The 23,418-nt window shown below is 75.8% G+C and carries 22 protein-coding genes; 6 read left to right on the forward strand and 16 right to left on the reverse strand.

From position 1 onward, the window contains the following. Positions 1–48: 48 nt before the first annotated feature. Both IF30_RS0132620 and IF30_RS0132625 read right to left on the reverse strand, forming a co-directional pair. On the reverse strand, positions 49–801 hold the full coding sequence (locus tag IF30_RS0132620; RefSeq protein WP_051711705.1) for a YcnI family protein: 753 nt from the start codon (positions 799–801) through the stop codon (positions 49–51). Between the two features lie 205 nt (positions 802–1,006). Next, a complete protein-coding gene (locus IF30_RS0132625) occupies positions 1,007–1,849 on the reverse strand; it encodes a hypothetical protein (RefSeq protein WP_051711707.1) in 843 nt (280 codons plus the stop codon). A 230-nt stretch (positions 1,850–2,079) separates the two neighbouring features. Here IF30_RS0132625 and IF30_RS0132630 point away from each other — a divergent pair, with 230 nt between their 5' ends. The 3 genes from IF30_RS0132630 to IF30_RS0132640 all read left to right on the forward strand — a co-directional run bounded on the left by IF30_RS0132630 (position 2,080) and on the right by IF30_RS0132640 (position 4,346). Then, the gene (locus IF30_RS0132630; protein WP_030245228.1) at positions 2,080–2,703 is read left to right on the forward strand and encodes an ATP-binding protein; all 624 of its coding nucleotides are present in this window, start codon (positions 2,080–2,082) and stop codon (positions 2,701–2,703) included. Between the two features lie 83 nt (positions 2,704–2,786). Then, a complete protein-coding gene (locus tag IF30_RS48205) occupies positions 2,787–3,017 on the forward strand; it encodes a hypothetical protein (RefSeq protein ID WP_030245230.1) in 231 nt (76 codons plus the stop codon). Between the two features lie 21 nt (positions 3,018–3,038). Continuing rightward, a complete protein-coding gene (locus tag IF30_RS0132640) occupies positions 3,039–4,346 on the forward strand; it encodes an amidase (RefSeq protein ID WP_030245232.1) in 1,308 nt (435 codons plus the stop codon). Here the strand turns inward: IF30_RS0132640 and IF30_RS0132645 are convergent. Further along, positions 4,343–4,984 carry a TetR/AcrR family transcriptional regulator gene (locus IF30_RS0132645; protein WP_030245234.1) on the reverse strand — a complete coding sequence of 214 codons (642 nt, stop codon included), beginning with the start codon at positions 4,982–4,984 and terminating at the stop codon, positions 4,343–4,345. The genes IF30_RS0132640 and IF30_RS0132645 overlap by 4 nt on opposite strands. Positions 4,985–5,184: 200 nt before the next feature. Here IF30_RS0132645 and IF30_RS0132650 point away from each other — a divergent pair, with 200 nt between their 5' ends. The 3 genes from IF30_RS0132650 to IF30_RS0132665 all read left to right on the forward strand — a co-directional run bounded on the left by IF30_RS0132650 (position 5,185) and on the right by IF30_RS0132665 (position 7,866). Beyond that, positions 5,185–6,051 carry an alpha/beta fold hydrolase gene (locus IF30_RS0132650; RefSeq protein WP_030245236.1) on the forward strand — a complete coding sequence of 289 codons (867 nt, stop codon included), beginning with the start codon at positions 5,185–5,187 and terminating at the stop codon, positions 6,049–6,051. After that, a complete protein-coding gene (locus IF30_RS0132655; protein WP_030245237.1) occupies positions 6,048–6,662 on the forward strand; it encodes a TIGR03086 family metal-binding protein in 615 nt (204 codons plus the stop codon). Before IF30_RS0132650 ends, IF30_RS0132655 begins: the two co-directional genes overlap by 4 nt. A 382-nt stretch (positions 6,663–7,044) precedes the next feature. Continuing rightward, positions 7,045–7,866 carry a protein phosphatase 2C domain-containing protein gene (locus IF30_RS0132665; RefSeq protein WP_030245239.1) on the forward strand — a complete coding sequence of 274 codons (822 nt, stop codon included), beginning with the start codon at positions 7,045–7,047 and terminating at the stop codon, positions 7,864–7,866. Between the two features lie 111 nt (positions 7,867–7,977). Here IF30_RS0132665 and IF30_RS0132670 read toward each other — a convergent pair whose 3' ends face one another. The 13 genes from IF30_RS0132670 to IF30_RS0132730 form a co-directional block, all read right to left on the reverse strand. Continuing rightward, positions 7,978–8,985 (reverse strand): aspartyl/asparaginyl beta-hydroxylase domain-containing protein, encoded by a 1,008-nt coding sequence (locus IF30_RS0132670; protein WP_030245241.1) that lies wholly within the window; start codon positions 8,983–8,985, stop codon positions 7,978–7,980. An 83-nt stretch (positions 8,986–9,068) separates the two neighbouring features. Further along, positions 9,069–10,484 (reverse strand): MFS transporter, encoded by a 1,416-nt coding sequence (locus IF30_RS0132675; protein ID WP_078891882.1) that lies wholly within the window; start codon positions 10,482–10,484, stop codon positions 9,069–9,071. Positions 10,485–10,497: 13 nt separating this feature from the next. Further along, positions 10,498–11,217: a winged helix-turn-helix domain-containing protein gene (locus IF30_RS0132680; RefSeq protein ID WP_051711710.1), complete on the reverse strand. Its 720-nt coding sequence runs from the start codon at positions 11,215–11,217 to the stop codon at positions 10,498–10,500. A gap of 189 nt (positions 11,218–11,406) precedes the next feature. Next, complete coding sequence (locus IF30_RS0132685; protein WP_051711712.1) at positions 11,407–13,215, reverse strand: non-ribosomal peptide synthetase; 1,809 nt, start codon at positions 13,213–13,215, stop codon at positions 11,407–11,409. Positions 13,216–13,230: 15 nt separating this feature from the next. Beyond that, complete coding sequence (locus IF30_RS0132690; protein ID WP_037901883.1) at positions 13,231–14,244, reverse strand: TauD/TfdA family dioxygenase; 1,014 nt, start codon at positions 14,242–14,244, stop codon at positions 13,231–13,233. Continuing rightward, positions 14,241–15,017, reverse strand: coding sequence for a thioesterase II family protein (locus IF30_RS0132695; RefSeq protein ID WP_030245248.1), 777 nt, complete (start codon positions 15,015–15,017; stop codon positions 14,241–14,243). Before IF30_RS0132695 ends, IF30_RS0132690 begins: the two co-directional genes overlap by 4 nt. 2 nt (positions 15,018–15,019) lie before the next feature. Next, on the reverse strand, positions 15,020–15,238 hold the full coding sequence (locus IF30_RS0132700) for an MbtH family protein (protein ID WP_030245249.1): 219 nt from the start codon (positions 15,236–15,238) through the stop codon (positions 15,020–15,022). A 182-nt stretch (positions 15,239–15,420) separates the two neighbouring features. Further along, a complete protein-coding gene (locus IF30_RS0132705) occupies positions 15,421–16,719 on the reverse strand; it encodes a glutamate synthase-related protein (protein WP_037901885.1) in 1,299 nt (432 codons plus the stop codon). Between the two features lie 29 nt (positions 16,720–16,748). Then, positions 16,749–18,011, reverse strand: coding sequence for a methylaspartate mutase (locus tag IF30_RS0132710; RefSeq protein WP_030245251.1), 1,263 nt, complete (start codon positions 18,009–18,011; stop codon positions 16,749–16,751). Next, positions 18,011–18,409: a cobalamin B12-binding domain-containing protein gene (locus tag IF30_RS0132715; protein ID WP_234322931.1), complete on the reverse strand. Its 399-nt coding sequence runs from the start codon at positions 18,407–18,409 to the stop codon at positions 18,011–18,013. Before IF30_RS0132715 ends, IF30_RS0132710 begins: the two co-directional genes overlap by 1 nt. Positions 18,410–18,451: 42 nt before the next feature. Further along, positions 18,452–19,282, reverse strand: coding sequence for an SDR family NAD(P)-dependent oxidoreductase (locus IF30_RS0132720; protein ID WP_030245256.1), 831 nt, complete (start codon positions 19,280–19,282; stop codon positions 18,452–18,454). A gap of 79 nt (positions 19,283–19,361) precedes the next feature. Continuing rightward, on the reverse strand, positions 19,362–20,399 hold the full coding sequence (gene gntD, locus IF30_RS0132725) for a guanitoxin biosynthesis L-enduracididine beta-hydroxylase GntD (protein ID WP_030245258.1): 1,038 nt from the start codon (positions 20,397–20,399) through the stop codon (positions 19,362–19,364). Positions 20,400–20,454: 55 nt separating this feature from the next. Continuing rightward, on the reverse strand, positions 20,455–23,418 hold a 2,964-nt coding region (locus tag IF30_RS0132730; protein WP_030245262.1), incomplete at its 5' end, for a non-ribosomal peptide synthetase.

Consider the following 23,418-nt stretch of genomic DNA (forward strand, 5'->3'; position numbering starts at 1 on the left):
CGGCGGGGCCGCGCCCGTGGCATGGGCGCGGCCCCGGCGGCGCGGGGATCAGGAGGCGGAGCCGCCACTCCGACGGCGCAGGCCGAGCACGCCGACGGCGGTGCCGACCACACCGACCACGATGCCGATGACGCCGAGGGTGCGGGCCGTCGAGTCGTCGGCCTTGCTGCCGCTGTCCGAGCCGGCGGCGTGGTCCGAGCTGTCCGCGTGGGTGCCCGCCGCCGGGGTGGCGGTGGCGCCGTGCCCGTCGCCGCCGTCGGCCTTGGTGAGCTTCAGGACCGGGGCCGGGTGGGCCGGCTCGGGCTGGCCGTCCTTGGACTCGTCGATCCAACGGACGACGTCGCCGTTGTCGTAGGTCTGCAGGGCCTTGAAGACCATGCTGTCGGCGTCGGTGGGCAGCGGGCCGAGCGAGACCCGGAACTCCTGGAACTGCCCGGGCGCGACCTTGGTGCCGGCGTCGGCGGTCCAGGTGATCTTCGAGACGGCCTCGTTCACGTCGCTGCCGTGCACCTTGATCGGCTTGTCGAGCTTGGACTTCTCCAGGGTGGCGGTCCAACCCGGCAGCGGCAGGGTCCGGACCGAGGCCAGCGGGTGGTCCAGCGGGAGGTTGACCTCCAGCTTCACGGTGCTCGCGGTGTCGCTCTCGTTCGGCACCCGGAAGTCGACGGCCGTGTAGCCGCCCTGGGCGGCCGAACCCGGGTTCACGGTGACGTGCGCGAAGGCGGGACCGGCCAGCGCCACCACGGAGGCGGCGGCGGTCAGGGCGACGGCGGCGAGACGGCGGGCGGGAAGGGAACGCATGATGGGGGGTCTCCGATCGGAGCTCGGCGGCAGGCCGGGACACGGCGGCGGACGGAGCCGCACCGCGGTCGTGTGTCCCGGTGGTGCCGCATGTGGGGACGTGTGAGGGCGGAGCCTCGGGCCGGACCCGGTGGTCGGGAGATCGGCCCGGACGGTGCGCACCCCCGCGACCCGGAGCGGCCCGGGGGCCGTCGGCGGACGCGGATCAGTACGCGAAGGCCCCGCACGGCGGCCCGCGCCGCACCACGCTGTGCCGCAGCACGGCACCCGCCGGAAGCGGACCCTCACCGCCCCGGGCCCCGAACCGGCGGACCGGACCGGCCACGCCGCCCAGGCCGCGCAGCAGCGCGGCCACCAGCACGAACACCGACCGCAGCGGCGCCGCCCACTGCTCGCGGGCCGCCGACGCGGCCACCCGCAGCAGCCGCCACAGCGCCGCCTCGCCGCGCCGCAGCCACCAGCCCGCCACCAGCGCGGCCGCCAGGTGCCCGGCCAGCATCGACGGCGTCATGCCGAACACGCCGCCCTGCCACCAGGGCGCGGCGGCGAACGCGTGCGGATCCAGGCCGGCCGAGGAGACCAACTGCTCCGGCGACGGGCTGCCCGGCAGGCCGAGGAGCGTGCCCGGACGGGCCTCGTTGCAGATCAGCCGCCCGGCCACCTGCGGCACGGTCATCGGACCGGAGCCGCCGTGGTGCATGCCGGCCATGGATCCGATGGAGCCGCCGAAGCTGCCGAAGCCGTTGAAACCGTGGAACAGGCAGTGCAGTCCGAGCTGCCCCGTGCCCAGCGCCCCGGCGATGGCCGCCAGCGAACGCTCCCGTCCGCCACAGGCCGCCGCGAGCACCAGCACCGCGGCGAAACCCGCCACCAGTGCGGTCGGCGGCACGTTCCCGCCACCGGCGAGGGCGTGCCCGGCGGCCGCGATCAGCGTGCAGACCAGCGCGAACGGAACCGCCCGGGCAAGCCGCAGATCCCAGGCGGCGGCCCCCACCGGCTGGGCCGGTCCGAGGGCGCCCGGGAGCGGGGCGGCGGCGAGGGCAGTCATGGCCGGGCCATCTTCTCATTGCGTACACCGCCGACACGGGCAGGGTGGGAAATCCCTACGAATGCCCCGTTCGGCGGCGGCGTACGGCTCCCGGTGCGCGCCGCCCGGCACAGACCCCGTCCCCCAGTCCATCCGCCGAACGGGCGGTAGCGGCCCCCGGGCACGGTTCACCGCAGAATCGCCCGGAGATACCTAGTTGTATGTGGAGCCGCAGCCAGGAGGGACCTCCCGTGGACATCTGGTGGACTCTGCACCTCAAGCGCGACCCGGCCAGCGTCCCGTTGGCCCGCCGCATCCTGCTCGGTGCCATGGCGACCGCGGGCGTCGACCCGCAGATCGCCGACGACCTCGGCGTCGCCCTCAGCGAGGCCTGCGCCAACGCGGTCGAGCACGGCGCCACCGGACGGCCCGACGACGGCTTCCAGGTCACCGCCTCGATCAGCGGCGACCGGCTGCGGATCGAGGTCACCGACTCCGGCCCCGGCCTGGCCGCCCCGGCCGCCCCGCCGGTCCGTCGCCCGGCCGCCCCGACCCCGGCCCGCTCGGCCCCGCGCCGCCCCCGCCGCGGCCGGGCCACCGTCCCGGCCCACGTCCTCACCGGCCACCGGCCCCGACGCGACGGCCACCCCTACGACACCCACGTCCTCCCCCGCCGCCCCACCGCCCCCACCCTGCGCCCCGTCGACCTCGACACCCTCCCCGACCTCACCGCCGAATCCGGCCGCGGCCTCTTCCTCATCCACGCCCTCACCGACCACGTCCAGCTCCGCAACCACCCCCTGCGGGGGGCGATCGTCAGCTTCGACAAGATCCTCAAGTGGCAGGACGGCGCGCTGCTGCGGGCGGCCTCCTGAGGGGCGGCGTGTCCGGCGGGGCCGCGCGGGCAGGCGCCGGCTTCCGGTTGCCGGGGGGCGGTGGGGGGTCGGACGATGGGGGGATGATGCACCAGATGCGAGCCGAGTACGGGGCCGGCGGCGTGGCCGAGGGGGTGCGGCTGTGGCACGTGGTCCGGGGCGAGAGCAGTGTGGCGATGTGCGGGCGGGAGCTCGAGCCGGGGGCGGAGGTGCGGGAGGCGGTGCAGTGGGGGAAGACCCGGGAGCTGTGCTGCCACACCTGCGGGGCGTACTTCCTGCGTGAGGCGCCGTACCTGGCGGCCGAGCACCCGTAGGCCCGGTCTACGGTGACCGGCATGGAGCGATCCCTCGTCCGGCCGAGGCCGTTGACCGGTGAGGCTGCCGGCCTGCGGGCGGGTGTGCCGGGGCTGGCGGAGTACGTGGACCGGTTCTGCGCGCTGGTCGAGCGGGTCGATCCGCTGATCCACGCGTTCGTGCCGGAGCCCGGGAGGCATGGTCGACTGCGGGCGCAGGCGCGGGAGTTGGCGGCGCGGTACCCGGATCCGGCCGGGCGGCCACCGTTGTACGGGGTGGCGGTGGGGGTCAAGGACATCGTGCGGGTGGACGGGTTGCCCACGCACGCCGGGTCGGCGCTGCCGCCCGGGGTGCTGGCCGGGCCGCAGGCCGCGGTGGTGGACCGGCTGCGGGCGGCGGGGGCGCTGGTCGCGGGCAAGACGGTGACCGCCGAGTTCGCCGGGAGCGCTCCGGGGCCGACCCGCAACCCGCACCACCCGGGGCACACTCCGGGTGGTTCCAGCAGCGGTTCGGCGGCGGCGGTGGCGGCGGGGCTGGTGCCGCTGGCGGTCGGCACCCAGACGGTCGGCTCGGTGATCCGCCCGGCCGCGTACTGCGGGGTGGTGGGCTTCCGGCCGACGTACGGGCGGATCCCGGTGGGCGGGGTGATCCCGAACGCGCCGAGCTTCGACACCGTGGGGGTGTTCACCGCGGACCTGGCCGGCGCGGCCCTGGCGGCCTCGCTGCTCTGCGACGACTGGCGGCCGGTGGGGGAGGCGCCGGCGCCCGTGCTGGGGGTGCCGGAGGGGGCGTACCTGGAGCGGGTCGAGCCGGCCGCGCTGCGCGTCTTCGAGGAGCGGGTGGAGCGGTTGGCGGAGGCCGGGCTGGTGGTGCGCCGGGTGGGACTGTTCCCGGACTTCGCCGAGGTGGGGCGGCAGTTGCAGGCCGTCAACCGGTTCGAGGCGGCCCGCAGCCATGCCGACTGGTTCGCCCGGTTCGGGGGCCTGTACCGGCCGGAGACGGTGGCGGGCATCCGGGTCGGCCAGGGCGTCGCGCCCGCGGACCGGGCGGCGGGGCTGCGGTTCCGGGAGCTGCTGCGCGAGCGGGTGGCCGCAGCGGGTGCGGCGGCGGGGGTGGACCTGTGGCTGGCGCCGTCGGCGACCGGCGGGGCGCCGGAGGGCCTGCACAGCACCGGGGACGCGGTGATGTCGCTGCCGTGGAGCTTCCTGGGGCGGCCGGCGCTGAACCTGCCGGCCGGGCGGACCGGGGGCGGGCTGCCCCTGGGCCTCCAGGTGGTCGGTGCGGAGGGCGCGGACGAGCGGCTGCTGGCCCAATCAGCCGTGCTGGAGCGGCTGCTGGCGGAGGGTTAGGCGAGGGCCGGGTCGGCCGGGTCGGCGGCCTCGGCGCGCAGGAGGCGCAGCAGGAGGCGGCCGGCGCGCTCGTACGGGGTGGTCTCGTCGTGCAGGACGGCCTGGGAGTTGGCCGTCTCCAGGACGGCGATCAGGGCGAAGGCGAGGTCGCCGAGGTCGGTGTCGGGGCGCACGGCGCCGGCGGCGCGGGCTTCGGCGAGGGCCGCGACGATCGTGTCGGACCATTCCCGGGCGCAGCCGGCCAGGGCGTCGCGGACGGCGCCGGGGCGGGCGTCGAACTCGGCGGTGACCTCGTAGAAGAAGCAGCCGCCGGGGAAGACCCGGGCGCGGGAGTAGGCGAGCCAGCCCTCGCACAGGGCGCGGACCCGGGGGAGGCCGGGCGGGGTGTCGGCGGCGGGGACGACGACGGCGTCGGCGAAGATCCGGCGGGCGGCGCGGACGGTGGCGAGCTGCAGTTCCTCCTTGGAGCCGAAGCCGGCGAAGACGCCGCTCTTGCTGAGCCCGAGGTCGGTGGCGAGGCGGCCGATGGAGAGCGCGTCCAGGCCTTCGACGGAGGCGATCGCGACGGCTCGGCGCAGGACGGCCCGGCGGGTCTCCTCGCCGCGCAGGACCCGTCCGTCCGTGGTCGGTCCGGCCATCGTCCGCCCCCGTTCTGCTCGCAGTGCGTGCGGCCCAGGGTAGTGGGTCGGCGGTCCGCACCCGCTGAAACTGCACGAACGGTCGTGCTAATATCTCGACCCGAGGTCGACCGGGCTCGACCCGAGCTCGACCGATCCCGCTGCGCGAGCAGCACGGCCCCACCCCGCAGGAACACCCGTCCGCACCGACAGGGAGACCGATGGACCCGGCCCAGGCACTGATCCGCACCGTCCTCGACCCCACCGCCCGGGTCGCCCCCGCAGTGGCCGGACGGATCGCCTACGAGTTGTTCATGCACCCGATGCGGCGCAGCCGGGTGCGCCCGGCGGAGCGGGACGTCCACCGGCGGGCCGTCACCGAGCGGCTCGCCGTGAACGGCAAGCGGGTGGTCGGCTACCGCTGGGGCAGCGGCGAGCGGCCGGTCCTGCTGCTGCACGGCTGGCGCTCCAGGGCGTCCCGGTACGCGCCCCTGGTGCCCCGGCTGCAGGCGCTCGGGCTGAGCGCCGTCTCCTTCGACGCGCCGGGCCACGGCGACTCCGGCGGACGGACCACCAGCGTGCTGGAGGTCGGCGAGCTGGCGCTGCGGCTCCAGGAGCGGTACGGGCCGTTCGAGGCCGTCATCGCGCACTCATTCGGCGTCTGCGCCGCCTTCGGCGCGCTGGCCGACGGCCTGCGGGCGGGCCGGCTGGCGGCCGTCGCCGGGGTGTCCCGGGTCGGGTTCTTCCCGGCGGCGTTCGGCGCCGGGCTCGGACTGGACGAGGCGGTCGAGCGCGCCCTGCGGGACCGGATCGAGCGGGAGCTGTTCGGCGGGGACGCCGGGGGCTGGGAGCGCTACGACGCCGCCCGGCGGGTGGCGGAGGTGGACCTGCCGGTCCTCGTGGTCCACGACGAGGACGACGACGTCGTCCCGCTCGGCCAGGCGCACCGACTGCGGAAGGCGTACGGGGAGCGGCTCGACCTGGTGGTCACCCGGGGGCTCGGCCACCGCCGGATCGTCGCGGAACCCGCCGTCGTTGACCAGGTGATCGGATTCCTGTCCACCGGCCCGGAGGTCACCGCGGCATGAAGCTCATCGAACTGCACGCACGGTCCATGGAGTCGGCCGCCGACGTGGTGGACGCCGTGCGGCCCGGGCAGCTGGACCTGCCCACCCCGTGCGCGGGCTGGACACTGCGCCGGCTGCTGGAGCACTGCGTCGGCCAGCACCGGGGCTTCGCGGCCGCCGCCCGCGGCGCCGGGCCCGACCTCGCGCTCTTCGCGGACGCCCCGCTCGGCGACGACCCGGCGGGCGCCTTCCGCCGGACCGGCTTCGACCTCACCGCCGCGTTCCGCGAGGCGGACGCGGCCGGCCGGTCGCTGTGGCTCCCGGAGATCCGCGACGGCGGCCCGTTCCCGCTCGCGCAGGCGGTGGGCTTCCACCTGCTCGACACGCTCGTGCACGGCTGGGACGTCGCGGCCGCGCTCGGCACCCGGGAGGGCTTCGTCGCGGCGGTGGACGGCGACGAGGAACTGGTCGCCGCGCTGCTGGCGGTGACGGAGTCCGTTCCGGACACCCCGGAGGCCCGGGCGCCCGGCCGGGCCTTCCGGCCGGGCCTGCCGCCGGGGCCGGGTGCCGGGCCGGGCCGGTTCGAGCGCGCCCTGGCGCTGCTCGGCCGCGATCCCGCCTGGAAGGCGTGACCCGGGAGGACCGGCCGTCTCCGGAGGCCTCCTGAGCCGGCTCGCTCCGGGGGCCGGCCGGCTCAGGAGGCCTTGCCGCGCTGCTCGTCCGGGAAGCTCGGGCCGCCGATCAGGAAGAGCAGGGCGGCGGTCGGAAAGCCGAGCGAGGCGGCCAGCACCACGATGAACTGCCAGAACATCTTCCGCTCCTCGTCAGTCGCGGGCCGCTCGGGCACCCGAAGGTGCTCCCAAACCTGACCCGCCCCGATTGGCCGAATTGTCCGGTCATTCACCGACGGTATGGCCGAATCACCCCGGCTGCCACCGGGCGCCCCGCCCCGGGCCGCGCCACACCGGCGCACGGGGCTGGGCGCGGGCCGGGGGCGGCGTCCACACTGTCGGGATGCAGCTACAGCTCGCAGGGGAAGCACGGCGGCCCGACCGCGAGAGCGAGGACTTCGCGGCGGCCTCGCCGGAGGCGCTGGTCCTGCTGGACGGCGCGAGTTCGCCGGCCGGCCTGGAGTCCGGGTGCCGACACGGAACGGCCTGGTACGTACGGCGGCTGGGCGTGCACCTGCTCGCCCGGCTCACCGACCGGGCGGACCGCTCGATCGCCGAGTGCCTGGCCGACGCCATCGTGGAGACGGCCGCACTGCACGGCGGCCGCTGCGACCTGGCCCATCCCAACACGCCCGCCGCGATGGTGGTCGCGGCCCGGCGGCACGGCGAGGTGCTGGAGTACCTGGTGCTGGGCGACTCGCTCCTGGTGCTGGAGTTCAGGGACGGTCCGCCGAAGGTGATCGGGGACAACCAGCGCTTCCCCGGCGGGGAGGAACTGCGCCGGCAGGTCTGGTCGACCGTGCCCGGCTCGGCCGAGCGGGCGGCGCTGCACCTGGAGTACGCGCTGGCCGTCCGGGCCGCCCGGAACCGGGGCGCCGGGCCGTGGATCGCCGCCGCCGGCCCGCGCGCGGCCGAGCACGCCGAGACCGGCTTCGTCCGGCTGGACCGGCTGCACGCGCTGGCCGCCCTCACCGACGGGGCCTCGCGCTACACCGAGCGCTTCGGGCTGGGCAGTTGGGGCGACGTGCTGCGGCTGCTGGCCGAGTCGGGCCCGGGCGAGCTGATCGCCCAGGTCCGCGCGGTGGAGCGGGCGGACGCCGCCTGCGAGCGCTGGCCGCGGGGCAAGACGCACGACGACGCCTCGGCCCTCTACGCGCTGCTGTAGGCGCTGCGCGCGGCGGCCGGGGCGTCGTACGTCGGTGGGGCGGGCGCCCGTCGGAGGCTCCGGCCGCCGGCGGGCGGGCGGTGGCACGGGCTGCGGGGCCCGGGGTCGGGCTCAGCCCGCGAGCGGCGTGGCCGCCCGGACGACCTCCTCCATCCGGCTGCCCCAGCGCATCCGCAGCCGGACCCGGGGGCCGCCGACGCCGGTCGGCTCGATCTTCAGGGTGCGCTCCGCCGTCCAGCCCATGGCACGGAACTCGCCCTCGCCGAGGTGGACCAGACCGGCCCGGGGCTCGCCGTCCACGTCCAGCACCAGGCGCTCGCCGTCGACCCGGATCCGGCCCGCCCGGTCCTCCGAGACCGAGACGGCGTCGGCGGTGTGCTGGTCGTCGGCGGCCGCCAACTCCTCGGACTCGCCGTACAGGAAGGCCTCCGGAAGGGCGAACTCGCAGGCGAAGGAGGGGAGTTCGGTGGCGTCCAGGGGCAGCTCGGGGCGGTTGAGCAGCACGTCGGACCAGCGCACGCGGTCCCGGAACTCGGCCGGGAACAGCTCCAGCAGGTCGTGGTTGACGTAGGCGTCGATGACCATGTGGACCCGGCGCTCGGTGCCCTCGTTGCGCACCGAGTGCGGCCGGGAGAAGTCGCCGAACCAGAGGGTGCCGGGCTGCCAGGTGTGGTCCTCGCCGCCGACCGTCAGCACGGCCTTGTCGTTGGTGACCAGCGGGATGTGCAGCCGGACCCAGCCGGCCGGCAGGCCGTACGGGACGTCCCGGTGCTCGTCGACCTCTGCCCCGGCGCCCAGCGACATCAGGCGCACCGCGCGCAGCTCCGTCGGCAGGGCGGCCAGGATGGACGCCATGTACGGCGCCCGCGCCAGCCAGGACGTCCCGGCGTAGCCGACCAGGCCGAGGCCGCCCGGGTCGGTGCGCTCGTCGCTGCCCTCGGGGCTGCGCAGCGGGAGCACCCGCCAGTCGAGCACGGTCGCCTCGCCGGGTTCGAGGCTCTCGCCGTAGGTCCGCTGGGCGGCCCACTGGGTCCGCTCCAGGTCGTGGAGTTCGGCCAGCAGCCGATCGACGTCGTACTCACCCTTGAGCTGTACCGCAGCGAACGCACCACTGGACATGGGAATCGTCTCTTTCCGTGGGTCAGAGGTATCCGGGGTCGGGACTTCGAGCTCTGCTGTCACGTTATGCGGCGAAATCCGCGCTATGCGGAGGTCCCGGGGGCAGTTTCGGCGGCAGTCGTCGCGGCGGTGGGCGTTCGGGCACTGGCTGACCTGTCGTCAGGAACCTGTGCCGGGGCGACAGTCGGTTCGCCGGAGGCGGGTCGGGCGTCCAGCTCACGCCAGTGCGGGCGCAGCGCGGGCAGCACCGTACTGGCCAGGTAGAGTCCGGCACAGGCGAACAGCACGGGCACCAGGCCGGCCGCGGTGACGGCGGCTCCGGCCAGCATCGGGCCGAGCGGGACGCCGGCCGAGCCGACCGAGTCGGTCAGTGCCGAGACCCGGCCGAGCAGCGTACGCGGGATCCGTTCCAGCATCACGGCGTTGAGGATCGGGTTGACGAAGCCGATCGCCAGGCCGTCGCCGACGGCGACCACCAGGACCACCCACAGCGGCAGGTGGAAGGCCATCACCAGGAACCTCGGCGGGCCGGCGATCAGGAAGGCGATCACGTACGTCGGGCGGCGTCGCAGCTTCGCCGCGAAGGCGGTGGCCAGCGCGGACCCGCCGACCGCGGCGATGCCGAACACCGAGCCCAGCGCGCCGATCGCGGCCGGACCGCCGCCGACCTCCTTGGCCCAGACCGGGATCAGCAGCGAGCCGTACGCCGCGTCGACCAGGTTGGTGACGCTGAGCATCACCGCGATCGAGCGCAGCAGCCGGTCCTGGCGCAGGAAGCGGATGCCCTCCCGGAGCCGGTCGAGGTAGCGCTCCGGCTCCCCCTCGGTGCCGGCACCGGCCACGGCCTCGGACTCCGTGGCGGCCTCCGCGGCGGGCTGCGGCCCGCGCCGGGCGCGCGGGCCGGTCAGCGCGATGAGGGCGGCGGAGACCACGAAGCACAGGGCGTTGGCGGTCATCGCCCACAGCGGGCTCAGCGCGGCGATCAGCGCGCCCGCCGCCGCCGGGCCGGCGGTGCCGGCCAGCCGCTCCAGGGTGCCGACCAGACCGCTGGCCCGCTCCAGCGGGATCCCGGCCTGCTCGGCCACCTCGGGGGTCATGGTGCGCTTGGCGACGTCGCCCGGGCCGCGGGCGACGCCGATGGCCGCGGAGAGGACCAGCAGCGCGCCGTAGGGCAGGGCGTCCAGCCAGTAGCAGAGCGGGACGAGGCCGACCACCACCGCGCTGACCAGGTCGGCGAAGACCGCGAAGGGGCGGGAGCCGACCCGGTCGATCAGCGGGCCCGCGAGGGTCTTGCCGATCACCAGCGGCACCGCCTCGCAGAAGGCGACCAGCCCGGTCTCGGCGGCGCTGCCGCTGGTCACCAGGACCAGCCAGGGCAGCGCGATCATCGTCAGCCGGGTGCCGAACAGCGAGACGGTGTACGCGGCGAGCAGTCCGTGCAGCGAGGTGCGGCGGCCTCGCGGGGTTAAGGCGCCGGCGGAGGGCTTCCGGGAGGGCATGGCGGTCCTTTCGTCACTCCGGTCGGTGCGGAGAGGCCTGGACGGACGGCGGGTCGCTCTGGGCGGCGGGCCGGTCGGCGGAGGGCCGGCCGGGCGGCGGCCCGGTGAGCGCCCCGGGGCGGGGGAAGGCCTGCAGCTGCAGCACGACGGGGGCGGTCTCCGGGTCCTCGCCGGCGGCGTCCGGGTCGTCGCGGTGGTAGCGGCCGATCACCTCGAAGAGGTCGGCGACCAGTGAGCTCAGCTGGTCGGAGGTCAGCCGCAGCGCGAAGTCGCTGGTGCTGCTGGCTTCCCGCCAGTCGGTCGGCAGCAGGTGCATCTCGGCCACCGCGGCGCGGGTCTGCTCGGCGTAGTAGTCGGCGACGCTCTGCAGGTAGGCGCCGGCCAGCGCGGCGGACTCGACGTCGGCGAAGTCCTCGGTGTGCAGCCGGGTGGTCTGGTGCGCGGCCCGCCACCAGCGCTCGCGGCCGGCCGGGCGCGGGTCGGGCTCGGCGAAGCCGTACGCGGCCAGCTGGCGGACGTGGTAGCTGGCGGAGGCGGTGCTGACACCCGCGCACTCCGCCAGCCGGGTGACGGTGGCCGGTCCGTCGCTCCGCAGCAGCCCGAGCAGTTTCACCCGCAGGGGGTGGGCCAGGCCGCGCAGGCTGCGGGCGTCCAGGACCACCTCCCCGCCGGGGTTGGGGCCCAGCGGCCAGGGACGCTCGGCGGGGGCGGGGTGTTCCGGGGTGTTGCTCATGGCAGCAGCGTAGGTTCCCAAGACTCCTTTGCCAAGACTTCTTGGCCAAGGAGTCTTGGCAAAGGTCGCGGCGCAGGTCCGGGCTGGTCGCGCCCCCGCCGGACCGGCCCGTACGGGCACGGCGCGCCGCCCCGGCCGCCGCGGTGGACGGCCGGGAGCGACGCGCCGTGGGGTGCCCCGGCGGGCGCCTCAGGAGGCCAGCTGGGCCGCCTCGCGGGCCAGGTCGCGCAGCCTGGGGTGCTGGTAGACCAGCCGGCTCGGGATCACCACGCCGAGCTGCCGCTTGAGGTTCGCCACCACCCGCAGGGCCATCAGCGAGTGCCCGCCCAGGGCGAAGAAGTCGTCGGTGGCGAGCACCCGCTCGCGGCCCAGCACCTCCTGCCAGGCCTCGGCGACCGTCACCTCGAACTCGCCCGTCGGCAGCGCCTCGGCGGCTTCGCCGCCGTCGGGCACCGCCTCGACGGCCGGGTCCGGCAGCGCCGCCCGGTCCACCTTCCCGCCGACCGCCAGCGGCAGCCGCGCCAGCGCGGTGAGCGAGGGCAGCATGTACGCCGGCAGCCGGGCCGCCAGGTGCTCGCGCACCGCGCCGAGGTCCGGCGTGACGCCGGGGCGCGGGACGACGTACCCGGCCAGGGTGGCGCCGGCGGCGTCCGGACGCAGCACCACGACGGCGGCCGCGACCGCCGGGTGGTCCGTCAACGCGGCCTCGATCTCGCCGAGTTCGACCCGGAAGCCGTTCACCTTGACCTGGTGGTCGACCCGGCCGAGGTAGTCCAGGCCGCCGTCCGGCCGGCGGCGCACCCGGTCGCCGGTGCGGTACATCCGGCTGCCGGGCGGGCCGGACGGGGCGGCGACGAAGCGCTCGGCGGTGAGCCCCGGGCGGCTCAGGTAGCCCTGGGCCAGGCCCGCGCCGGTGAGGTACAGCTCCCCCTCCTGGGCGGGCCGCAACGCGTCGTCCAGGACGTGGGCGCCCACCCCGGGCAGCGGGGTGCCGATGTGCGGGGTGCCGTCGGTGACCCAGCCGGCCGTGGCGTCGACGGTGCACTCGGTGGGGCCGTACAGGTTGACCGCCCGGACGAGCCCGCGCCCGGCGAGGCCGGCCAGGTCCGTCCACATCGCGGGCGGCACCGCCTCGCCGCCGATGAACAGCCGCAGCGGGCGCTCGGGGAGCCGCTCGGCGGCGGCCGCCACCTGGTCGCGCAGCGCCGACCAGTGCGCCGGCGTGGTGTCCAGGTCGGTGGCGCCGTGCGCCAGCAGGTAGGCGGCCAGCGCCTCCGGCTCGGCGCGCAGTTCGTCGGTGAGCAGCAGCAAGCCGTCGCCGCGGCAGACCCGGGCCCACTGCTGCACGGAGGCGTCGAAGGAGACGCTGGCGTTCCAGGCGACCCGGCCCGGGGCGTCCCGGTAGATCCCGCGCGCCTCCAGGGCGGCGAGCAGCTGGGCCACGCCGCCGCGGGTCACCGTGACGCCCTTCGGGCGGCCGGTGGAGCCCGAGGTGTAGATGACGTACGCCGGGGCGGCCGGCGGTACGGGCACCGGCGGGGCCGGGTGCGCCGCCGTCGCGTCGGGGGCCACCACCCGGACCTCCGGCGCCCAGCGGTGGCCGCCCCCGGCGGCGACCACCACGGTGATGCCGGCGTCCCGGACCACGTGGTCCAGCCGCTCGGCCGGGTGGGCCGGGTCGAGCGGCACGTACGCGGCGCCGGCGTGCCACACCGCGAGCAGGGCGGCGACCAGTTCGACGCCGCGGGCCAGGCTGATGCCCACCGCCGTGCCGGGGCGCACCCCGGCGGCGGTCAGCGCGGCGGCCAACCCGCCCGCCCGGCTGTCGAGTTCGGCGAAGGTCAGCCGGTCGCCGGCGGGCGTGGTGACCGCGGTGCGCTCCGGGTGGGCGGCGGCGGCCGCCCGGAAGCGCAGCAGCGGGTCGGTGGTGGCCTCGGGAGCCGGGGCTGCCAGGGCGGCCGCGGCGGCGTCGGTCAGGCCGGTCGAACTCGAGTGCATCGAAGGCTCCTTGGACTACAGCGGGGTGGGCTGGAGGGCCGCCGCGCCCGCCGGGACGGCCGGATCGCAGTCGGCGAGGGCGACCGGCTCGCCCATCGCGACGACGATCTTCCGGTCGCCGCGGAACGGGTCCCGGCCGTGCGCGGTCAGGATGTTGTCGACCAGCAGCAGGTCGCCCGGCTGCCAGGGCTCGCGCACGGTGGCGCGCTCGTACGCGGCGTCCATCAGTGCGGCCTCCGCGGCGGTCAGCGGGGTGCCGTCGCCGAGGGCGGTGTTGAAGGGCAGGCCGTCCGGGCCGAACTCGCCGACCAGCACGTCCCGGATGTCCGGGTCCAGCGACCACTCGCTCCAGAACGCGACGTGGTTGAACCAGACCTCCTCGCCGGTGCGGGGGTGGCGGATCACGGCCGGGCGCAGCTGACGGGTGCGCAGCGTGCCGTCCTCGCCCCAGTGGCAGGTGATCCCGTTGTCGGCGCAGTAGGCCTCCACGTCCGCGGGGGAGTCGGTGGCGAAGGCGGTGCGCCAGTCGAGCGAGATGTGCTCGCCGTAGCTGCGGGTGAGCGCCCAGCCCTCGGTGCGGAAGCGGGCCACCAGCTCGGGCGGCAGCTCGGCGAGGACCTTGCGGACGTCCGCCACCGGCGTGGCGCCGCCCTCCTCCGGGGCGGTCAGGCAGCAGAACAGCAGCAGGCCGGGGAAGGTCAGCGTGTAGCTGTTCTCGTTGTGCATCCGGATCGCCTGGGAGGGCGGCAGGTCGGTGGAGGAGAAGACGTCGTCGCCGAAGTCGCTGCGCGGGGTGGCCTTCTCCTGGTACTTGGCGCGGGCGGCGAACAGGGCGTCGCGGACGGCCGCGAAGTCGCCGGCGGTGGCGATCGGCAGGCCGTGCACGTACAGCGAGCCGTGCCGGGTGAGCACGTCGCGCAGCTCGGCGTGGTGCGCGCGCACCCAGTCGGCAGCCTGCCCGGCGGTGGACACGCCCTCGACGACGGTCCGCACCGGCCGGCCCGGCGCCTCGGTCCAGTCGAGCGTCATGACTTCTCCTCTCGCGGCCCGCGCGGCGCGAAGTGCTCGGGCAGCGACTCCCAGAGCCGCTGGTGGTAGAAGTGGCCGCCGGGCAGCCGGTCCACCCGCAGTTCGCCGCGCACGCAGCGCGCCCACTGCTCGGCGACGGCCGGCTCGATGACGGCGTCGTCCTCGCCGTACAGCACCTGGACGGGCATGCCGACCGAGGCCCCGGGGGTGGGGCGGTAGGAGTCGCGGACGACGATGTCCGCGCGCATCAGCTCGACCGCCATCTCGCTCAGGTCGGCGTCCGCCAGGACGTACTCGGGCAGCAGGCCGATCTCCCGCATCCACTCCAGCAGCCGTCCGTCGGCGTCCTCGATCCGCGGGAAGCGGTCGCGCTCGGTGACGCCGCGGTCGGCGGCATTGCAGGAGGAGACGATCAGCCGGGCCGGGGCGTGCGCGCCGCGCGCCTCCAGCCGGGCGGCGACGTCGTAGGCCATCCAGCCGCCCATGCTGTGCCCGAACAGGGTGTACGGGCGGCCGTCGGCGGCGCCCAGCACCGACTCGGCGGCGTCCTCGGCGAGTTCGTCCCAGGTGGTGGCGAAGGGCTCGGCGAAGCGGCCCTCGCGGCCCGGGTAGCAGACCAGGGCGAGCTCGGTGGACTCCTCGACCAGGTCGAGCCAGTTCCGGTACGGTCCGGTGCCCCCGCCGCAGAAGGCGAGGCAGACCAGGGCGTGGTCGGCGTCCGGCCGCGGGGCCGGACGGACCACCCTGGCGTCCTGCAACAGCTGGCCGCTCATGGCTAGTTGGCCACCTCGTCCATTTCGCGGCGCAGGCTCGCCGGGCGCATGTCGGTCCAGGTCCGCTCGATGTACTCCAGGCACGCCGGGCGGCTGTCGACGCCGTGCACCGCGCGCCAGCCCGCCGGCACCGCGATCTGGGCGGGCCAGAGGGAGTGCTGGTCCTCGTCGTTGGCGAGGACCAGGTACTGGCCCTCCTCGTTCTCGAAGGGGTTGGCCATGGGTCCGGCCTCTCTCTCGGTGGGTGTCAGGGGGTGGGGTGCTTTCGAGCGTAGGAGCGGGAGGCGGCCCGGCCCGGCAGTCGTCCCGGCGGGTGCCGGGCAGTTTCGGGGCCCGCGGGCCGTCGGGAACCGTGCGGGCGGTCCGCGCTCACCGGGACGTTCCGGCCGGCGGTGCCCGCCCGCTACCGGCCGACGGGCTCCGGCCGGCGCTCGGCGCTCCACTGCGCGGCGTCCGGGTGCCAGAGGTCCTCCGGCCCCAGGTCGGCCGGCCGGTACTTGCCCAACGCGCTGGTGATCAGCCGCAGTTCGAGCGCGAGGGCCTGGACCAGCCGCTCCAGGCCGGCCTGCGGGTCCTCGTCCACGGCGAGCAGCGCGGCCCGGCCGAGCCCGACCGCGGTGGCCCCGGCGGCCAGCGCCTTGACCGCGCGGGCGCCCTCCCACATCCGGCCGCTGGCCAGCAGGCACTGCCCCGGCGCGGGGGCGACCCGGCGCAGGCACTCGGCCAGCGGCAGCCCGACCGAGCCCAGGAAGGACACCGGCGCCCAGCCGGAGCCGCCCTCGGCGCCGTCCACGGTCACCGCGTCGGCGCCGGCCGCCCAGGCCGTGGCGGCGGCCGACCGGACGTCCCGGGACGGCGGCAGCTTCACCCAGATCCGGGCCCGGGGGAAGTTGTTGCGCATCAGCCGGACCTGGTGGGCCAGGATCTCCTCGGTGAAGGTGCCCGGGCAGCTCGACCGCAGCACCGTCCGCTCGCCCGCGGCGTCCGGCAGCAGGGGCTCCACCGCGTACTGCTGCTCCAGCCGGCACGCCGACTCGCGGTCCACCAGCGTCATCCCGCCCAGCCCCGGCTTGGCGCCCTGGCCGACCTTCAACTCGAAGGCCAGCCGCCCGGATTCGAGCAGCGGCTGCACCGAGGTGTCGCTGTAGATCAGGTTCCAGATCTCCGCGTCGGCGTCCTCGGTGGACTGCTGGACGGCGATGCCGCCGCCCGGGCCGGCCAGCTCGTCCTGGTAGGCGGCGATCCGCCCCAGCAGGGTCCGCCCCTCCTTCTCGCCCAGGCGCCCGGTGCCGTTGACCGGGCCGACGTTCTCGCCGATCACCATCGGGATCCCCAGCCGGGCGGCCTGCCGGCCGGCCGCGATCCCGAGGTCCCGGCTGGCCACCTGGGTCGAACCGAACGCCGACACGTACACCGGCAGCGCGGCGGCGAACCCGCCCACCTCCGTAGCCAGTTCGACGTCCTGGTAGAGCGGCTCCCGGCCCAGCTCGATCAGCTTCTCCAGGCGCAGCGGCATGAACGCGGGCGGCACCAGCCGGGTGGCTTCCAGCACATCCCCGCCGTCGCCGGGCACCGGCTGCGGCGCGGCGCCGAACAGCTCGTGCCCGTACGCGGCCGCGGGCGGGAACACCGTGGCCGCACCCTCCCGGGCCCGGGCCCGGACCTGCTCCTGCGGGTACCCGCCGGCATGCAGCGAACTCATCGAAGTCATCTCCTCGTACGTGTCGCCGGCTACGCGCCGGCCTCGGCGAGCTGTCCCAGGTCCAGCCGGGACTCCACGTGGTGCAGGGCGTCCAGCAGGCCGCCGCTGGTCAGCGCGGCGGCCGGGCGCGGGGTCACCAGGTGCCCGATGGGCATCGCGCCGATCGCGCTCCAGGCCAGCCGGCCGCGTTCGTCGATGTAGGTGGCGGTGCGCCCGGCGTTGTCCGGGTGCAGGCAGTACGGGACGTCCAGCCAGCCGCGCGCGAAGGCCTCGACCAGCGCGGCCCCCACGTCCTCGCCCAGGCAGAGCACCGCCTCCACCAGCGCCCTGGCCTGCGCGTACACCTCGTTGTCGGCGTTGCCGCGCAGCACCGGGCGGCCCCGGGCGAGCCGCGCGGTGCGGGCCGAGGTCTCCAGCGCCTCGACGTTGTGGGCGACGGTGGGGATCCGGTACGCCTCGACCGCCGTCTTGACGATCAGCCGTTCGGCGCCGGTGCGGACCGCCAGCCGCACCGCCCGGTCCTGCAGCGCCCGGGCGCCGGAGGCGGTGCGCGGGTACACGCCCATGTAGGTGTAGACGACGACGTGCCAGTCGACCGCGGGCAGCAGCTCCCCGGCCAGCGCGCGCAGCGCCCGCACCGCCTCCTCGTCCTGCTCCTCGTCGATCTGCTGGGCGTAGCTCAGCGACACGCTGGTCAGCCCGTGCTGGACGAAGAACAGGCACTCCAGCACGGACAGCGCCACCAGCAGCGAGGGCGGGCACAGCTGGCCCATCATGCAGCCGCCGAAGGACTCCAGGTGCGGCCGCTGCCCGGGCCCGCCGGCCGCCGCGAGCAGCCGGCAGGACTCCTCCCAGTTGCGGACCGACTCGGCGATCGGAGTGCGGCTGTACGGCAGGCAGTAGGAGACGGGGCCGCCCTCGGTGGCGTGCAGTCCGGCCGCGGCCAGCGCGGTGATGATCGCCTGCGGCGCGGCCGAGCCGTGCCGCACCTGGACCGGGAAGTCGCCGTCGGTGACGCCCTCCAGCATCCGCCGGGTGGCCTCCGGGCCGTGGGTGACGATGGGGTAGCCGTTGAGGTCCACGCCCTCGTCCACGGCCCGGCGGGCGGCGGCGTGGTCGCCGACCCGGGTGTAGCTGTCCAGGGTCAGCGTGCCCACCGTGGTGGCGTCCGCGCCCCGGGTGGCCAGCAGGCCGTGCCGCATCCGCGCCTGGGTGCCGAAGCCCATCCGGGGCTGGACGACCAGCTCGGGGGCGGAGCGCACGAACGACCCGAAGTCGACCGTCCAGGCCATCAGACCTGCACCCGCGCCGCGAGCCGGTCCAGGAAGCCGCGGAACGGCAGGATGCCCTCGCTCTCCTCGAACACCGCGTCGAAGCCCGCCTCGCGCAACCGGGGCGCCCAGGCGGCGGCGTTGCCCGCGGTGCCGAGCTTGCCGCCGATCACCGCCGGCAGCCCGGCCAGCTCCTGGACGGCCCTGACCTTGCGGATCAGCCGCAGGCCGTCGTTGGCGCCGTGGCCGTTCACGCTGCTCACCACGACGATGTCGGGGCGCAGCCGGGAGCACTGGTCGATGACCAGCTCGTCGGGGACGCAGGCGCCGAGGTTGGTCACCTCGTGGCCCCACTCCTTCAGCAGGTGCTCCAGGTAGATCAGGTTCCAGGTGTGCGAGTCGGACGAGGTCGTCGTCACCAATGTGTGCATCGGGGTTTCCGAATCTCCCGCTGGTGGGGGTCAGTTACGGGCGGTGGCGAGGGCGGTGCCCCAGTCGGCGGTGGTGGCGCCGGCGGTCTCGCCGCCGTCGACCACCAGTTCCTGGCCGGTGAGGAACCGCGCCTCCGGGGAGGCCAGGTAGTGGAAGGCAGCCGCGATCTCCTCCGGGTCGGCGTGCCGGCCGGCCGGGATCCGGGCGTTCGTGGCGGCGAGCATCTCGTCGGTGTACTCGGCCAGTTGCATCGGGGTGAGGACGGCGCCCGGGCTCACGCAGGCCACCCGGACGGCCGGGGCGAGTTCGAGCGCGAAGGTCTGGGTGAGCGCGACGATCCCGGCCTTGGTGGCGTTGTAGTCGGCGTAATGGGGGTAGCCGCGGCGGCCGTTGACGGAGGCGGTGGCCAGCAGCACGCCCCCGCCCCGGGGGGCCATGATCCGGGCGGCGGCCTGCCACAGGCCCAGCACGCCGAGCAGGTTGACGTCGGTGATCCGCCGGGCGTCGGCCTCGGCGATGTCCAGGACGCCGTGCCGGACGCTGATCCCGGCGTTGGCGATGACCACGTCCAGCCGGCCGGTCTCCTCGTGGACCTGCCGCACGGCGGCCCGGACGGCCGCCCAGTCGGCGGTGTCGACCTTCAGCCAGCGGACCTCGGTGGTCGCGTCGTGGGCGGTCGCGGTGGCCTCCGGGGCCGCCGGGGTCTCCGTGGCCTCCGGGGCCTCCGGGGCCTCCGGGGCTTCCGGGGCTTCCGGGGCGGCGACGTCGAGGTTGAAGACGCGGTCCCCGGCCCGGGCGAAGCGGGCGGCGGTGGCCCGGCCGATGCCGCTGGAGGCGCCGGAGACGATGACGGTACGCAAGGGGAACTCCTGGGTGGGAACGGTGGGAACGGTGGGAACGGTGGGAACGGTGAGAACGGGGTGGAAGGCCGGGCGGGGGTCAGTACAGGACGCGGTTGCCGCCCGGCAGCAGGCCGGCCGCGTCGGCCTGGGCGGCCTTGCGCAGGTCGCGGCTGACGATCATGCGCTTGAGCCAGCGGTCGGTGCCGTCGTAGCGGGCCTCGAAGGGCTTGCGGCCGTGCACCGCGAGGTAGTTGTCGACCACGAGCAGGCTGCCCTGTTCGACCACCACCGAGTGCTGCACCCGTTCCAGTTCGGACATCAGCGCGTGCAGTGCCTGCTCGGCGCCGGGCCGGTCGGCGGCGCAGCGCATGAACGGGAGGTCGACGCGCAGGTAGGGGCGTTCGCGGTCGCCGAACAGCACCGGCACGGGCACCGGGTTGCGCTGCATCTCCTCGGCCCGGGCGAGCGCCGGGTGCTCGGGGTGGCGCAGCTTGAGCTGCCGCACGTGCTCGTCGTCCGGCATGATCTGGAAGTCCGGTCGGAACAGCGCCGCCCAGTCCTCCTCGGCGAGCTTGACGTCCCGCACCGAGGCCATGATGGTCGGCACCCGGTCGTGGTTGCGGACGCCGAACAGGAGCAGGTAGTCGCAGCGCCCCGGGTGGAAGCCGTCCTCGGTGTGGAACTCCAGCAGGGTCTGGCTGCCGTGGCCGCTCTGGCGGACCTCGTCGCCGCGGATCGGCAGGATGTTCTGGATGATCCGGCCGAGCTGGAGCGTGGAGAAGGTGAACGGGTCGCCGAGGGCGGTGCCGCACATGGCCAGGAAGAGCTCCTGCTCCAGGGTGCTGTCCCGGTCCGCCACCCGCTCCCAGTGCTCGGGGGTGGGGCCGACCCCGGCGTCGTCCACCGGGAAGCCGTGGACCAGCAGGCCGGCGGCGGACTCGGTGCGGCGGAACTCCTCCAGGAAGGTGCGCAGCCGGGGCGGCAGCCCGTGGTCGGCGAACCGGTGCCGGAGGTCGTCGTACGCGGGGGGAGCGGTCGGGTCGGTGAAGGTGGCGGCCAGCCGCGCCGTACTCGCTCTGATCTGCGCCACCTCGGCGGCGGACAACTCGTACTGGGCGATGGTCTCTTGGATCATGGTCGGCTCTCTTCGGGGTGAGGAGTCGGCTCTCTTCGGGTGAGCGGGGCCGGGGTCAGGCGAGGCGCGGGTCGCGGCCGAGCAGCTCGGCGACGGCGGCGAGCGGGCCCGGGCGGGTCATGTCCAGGTGCTCGCAGTCGACCGCGTGACCGGTGATCCGCCCGGTGAGGTACGGCTGCCAGTCCCCGGGGACGGGGGCGCCGGGCTCCCGTCCCGCGGTGGCGGCGACGTGCAGCAGGTCGCCGTCGTACCGGCCCGGGGCGGCGGCCTCGACCAGGGCGACGGTGTGCGCGGCCGCCTCGGCGAGGGAGGCGACGAACGCGGGCTCCAGGGCGGCGCCGGCGCCCTCGGCGCCCTCCCGGTCGAGGAAGCCGGCGATCTCCGCCGGTGCGAAGGCGGGCGTGCCGGGGCGGTCCGGGTCGGCGCCGGCCGGCCCCGTCGGGTAGGCGTCGAGGAGGGCCAGGAGGCCGACCCGCTCGCCCTGTTCCTGCAGCCGGCAGGCCATCGCATGGGCGAGGTTGCCGCCGAGCGACCAGCCGAGCAGGTGGTACGGGCCGGTGGGCTGGACGGCCCGGATCCGGGCCAGGTAGGCGTCGACCAGCGCGGTCAGGTCGGGGTGCCGGCCGGCCGGGTCGAGGTCGGCGTTCAGCCCGTACACCGGGCGGTCGGGCAGCGCTCCGGCCAGGCCCGCGTAGCACCAGCTCAGGCCGGTGACGGGGTGCACGCAGAACAGCGGCGGGCGGCTGCCGCGGGTGCTGAGCGGCACCAGCGGGTCGGCGCCGGCGGCGGCCGGGCCGGCCTCGGCGTGGGCCGCGAGCCCGGCCACGGTGGGCGTCCGGAAGAACGTCTGCAGGGTCAGGTCCGGCAGGGCGTCCGGCAGTTCGGTGCGGATCCGGGTCACCGCGCGGGCGGCCAGGAAGGAGTGCCCGCCGAGGTCGAAGAAGCTGTCGTCCACGCCGATCCGCGGCGCCTGCAGCACCTCGGCGAAGACCGCGGCGAGTGCGCGCTCCAGCGCCGTGCCCGGGGCGCGGCCGAGCCCGCCGTACTCGGGCACCGGCAGCGCCCGCCGGTCGAGCTTGCCGTTGGCGGTCACCGGCAGCACCGCGAGCGGGACGAAGGCCGCCGGGACCATGTACTCGGGCAGGGCCGCCGCCAGGAAGCGGCGCAGCTCCGCCTGGTCCGGTCCGGCGCCGGCCGCCGGGACGAGGTAGCCGACCAGGCGCTTGTCGCCGGGCCGGTCCTCGCGGACCACCACCGCGCTCGCCGCGACGCCGGGGTGGCGCCCGAGCGCCGCCTCGATCTCGCCCAGCTCGATCCGGAAGCCCCGGAGCTTGACCTGGTCGTCGACCCGGCCGCAGAACTCCAGGCTGCCGTCGGCCCGCCAGCGAGCCAGGTCGCCGGAGCGGTACATCCGCCCGCCGTCGCCGTACGGCCAGGCCACGAAGCGCTCGGCGGTCAGCGCGGGCCGGCCGGCGTAGCCGCGGGCCAGCCCGTCCCCGGCGATGTACAGCTCGCCGGTGACCCCGGCCGGCACCGGCCGCAGCGCCTCGTCCAGCACGTACACCCGGGCGTTGGCGATCGGCCGGCCGATCACCGGGGTGTCGGTCGCCTCCAGGGGGGTGGTGAGGGTTTCGACGGTGCACTCGGTCGGGCCGTAGAAGTTGTGGGCGGTGGTGGCGGGTTCGGCGAGCAGGCGGCGCCAGAGCGGCTCCGGGATCGCCTCGCCGCCGAAGGTGAGGGTGCGGGGGGTGAGCGCGGGCGTGGAGAGCAGGCCGTGTTCGAGCATCTCCAGGCCGTAGGTGGGGGTGGTGTCCAGGAAGTCCACGCCGTGTCGGCCGACGTAGTCGACCATCGCGGCCGGGTCGCGCCTGGTCGGGTCGTCCAGCAGGTGCAGCTCGTGCCCGGCGAACAGGGCGAGCAGGCCCATCCAGGAGGCGTCGAAGGACAGCGGCGCGGTCACCGCGACCCTGGCCGCCGACCGGCCGGTGGCGGCCAGGTGCTCGGCGAACAGCGTCTCCTGGTGGCTGTGGAACAGGTTGGTCAGCGCCCGGTGCTCGACCGCCACGCCCTTGGGGCGGCCGGTCGACCCGGAGGTGTAGAGCAGGTACGCGGGGTGGGCGGGCCGCAGGGGGGTGCGGCGGTCGCGGTCGGTCGGGTCGGTGCCCGGATCGGTGCCCGGGTCGGCGGTGTGCCCCGGCGGTGTGGTCGGCAGGCCGTCCAGCAGGAGCACGGGGGCGCCGTCGGTGAGGGCCGGGTCGAGGTCCGAGGTGGTGAGGACCAGCCGGGGGGCCGCGTCCTCCAGGATGTAGGCGATCCGGTCCGCCGGGTGCCCGGTGTCCACGGGGACGTACACGGCGCCCGCCTTCAGCACCGCGAGCAGCGCCACCACCGAGGCGGTCGAGCGCCGGAGCAGGACGGCGACCCGCTCCTCGGGGCCGGCGCCGCGCCGGATCAGCTCCCGGGCGAGCAGGTTGGCCCGCTCGTTGAGCTCGCGGAAGCCGATCCGCTCGTCGTTCAGCACCAGCGCGGTGGCGGTGGGCCGGGTGCGGGCCTGCTCCTGCAGGAACTCGTGCACCGGCCGCTCGGCGAGCGCGCGGGGCCGCTCGACGGTGTCGCCGCTCCAGGCGGTGAGGATGCGGTCCCGCTCCTCGGGGGCGAGGAGGCCGGCCCGGCCGATGGGGGCGTCGGGGTCGGTGGCCAGCGCGTCCAGCAGGCGGATCAGGCGGCGGCTGAGCTCGTCGACGGTGGCGTGGTCGAAGAGGTCGGTGGCGTACTCGATGGTCCAGCGCAGGCCGCCGGACGGTTCCTCCGTGACGCCGAACAGCAGGTCGAACTCGGCGATGTGCAGGTCGAGCGGGTGTTCGGAGGTCTCCAGCCCGGGCAGGGCCAGGCCGTCGCCGCTGCCGTTCTTGAGCAGCAGCATGGTCTGGAAGAGGGGGTGGCGGGCGGTGGAGCGGGTGGGGTTGAGGGCTTCGACGATGCGTTCGAAGGGGAGTTCCTGGTGGGCGTAGGCGTCGAG

It is taken from the genome of Streptomyces sp. NRRL S-350 (genome assembly GCF_000719705.1).
Taxonomy (GTDB): Bacteria; Actinomycetota; Actinomycetes; order Streptomycetales; family Streptomycetaceae; genus Kitasatospora.

Excerpts from the sequence above, each read along its gene's own strand:
- IF30_RS0132620 (WP_051711705.1), bottom strand. The coding sequence starts at position 801 with ATGCGTTCCCTTCCCGCCCGCCGTCTCGCCGCCGTCGCCCTGACCGCC.
- IF30_RS0132625 (WP_051711707.1), bottom strand. The coding sequence starts at position 1,849 with ATGACTGCCCTCGCCGCCGCCCCGCTCCCGGGCGCCCTCGGACCGGCC.
- IF30_RS48205 (WP_030245230.1), top strand. The coding sequence starts at position 2,787 with ATGATGCACCAGATGCGAGCCGAGTACGGGGCCGGCGGCGTGGCCGAG.
- IF30_RS0132640 (WP_030245232.1), top strand. The coding sequence starts at position 3,039 with ATGGAGCGATCCCTCGTCCGGCCGAGGCCGTTGACCGGTGAGGCTGCC.
- IF30_RS0132645 (WP_030245234.1), bottom strand. The coding sequence starts at position 4,984 with ATGGCCGGACCGACCACGGACGGACGGGTCCTGCGCGGCGAGGAGACC.
- IF30_RS0132650 (WP_030245236.1), top strand. The coding sequence starts at position 5,185 with ATGGACCCGGCCCAGGCACTGATCCGCACCGTCCTCGACCCCACCGCC.
- IF30_RS0132655 (WP_030245237.1), top strand. The coding sequence starts at position 6,048 with ATGAAGCTCATCGAACTGCACGCACGGTCCATGGAGTCGGCCGCCGAC.
- IF30_RS0132665 (WP_030245239.1), top strand. The coding sequence starts at position 7,045 with ATGCAGCTACAGCTCGCAGGGGAAGCACGGCGGCCCGACCGCGAGAGC.
- IF30_RS0132670 (WP_030245241.1), bottom strand. The coding sequence starts at position 8,985 with ATGTCCAGTGGTGCGTTCGCTGCGGTACAGCTCAAGGGTGAGTACGAC.
- IF30_RS0132675 (WP_078891882.1), bottom strand. The coding sequence starts at position 10,484 with ATGCCCTCCCGGAAGCCCTCCGCCGGCGCCTTAACCCCGCGAGGCCGC.
- IF30_RS0132680 (WP_051711710.1), bottom strand. The coding sequence starts at position 11,217 with ATGAGCAACACCCCGGAACACCCCGCCCCCGCCGAGCGTCCCTGGCCG.
- IF30_RS0132685 (WP_051711712.1), bottom strand. The coding sequence starts at position 13,215 with ATGCACTCGAGTTCGACCGGCCTGACCGACGCCGCCGCGGCCGCCCTG.
- IF30_RS0132690 (WP_037901883.1), bottom strand. The coding sequence starts at position 14,244 with ATGACGCTCGACTGGACCGAGGCGCCGGGCCGGCCGGTGCGGACCGTC.
- IF30_RS0132695 (WP_030245248.1), bottom strand. The coding sequence starts at position 15,017 with ATGAGCGGCCAGCTGTTGCAGGACGCCAGGGTGGTCCGTCCGGCCCCG.
- IF30_RS0132700 (WP_030245249.1), bottom strand. The coding sequence starts at position 15,238 with ATGGCCAACCCCTTCGAGAACGAGGAGGGCCAGTACCTGGTCCTCGCC.
- IF30_RS0132705 (WP_037901885.1), bottom strand. The coding sequence starts at position 16,719 with ATGAGTTCGCTGCATGCCGGCGGGTACCCGCAGGAGCAGGTCCGGGCC.
- IF30_RS0132710 (WP_030245251.1), bottom strand. The coding sequence starts at position 18,011 with ATGGCCTGGACGGTCGACTTCGGGTCGTTCGTGCGCTCCGCCCCCGAG.
- gntD (WP_030245258.1), bottom strand. The coding sequence starts at position 20,399 with ATGATCCAAGAGACCATCGCCCAGTACGAGTTGTCCGCCGCCGAGGTG.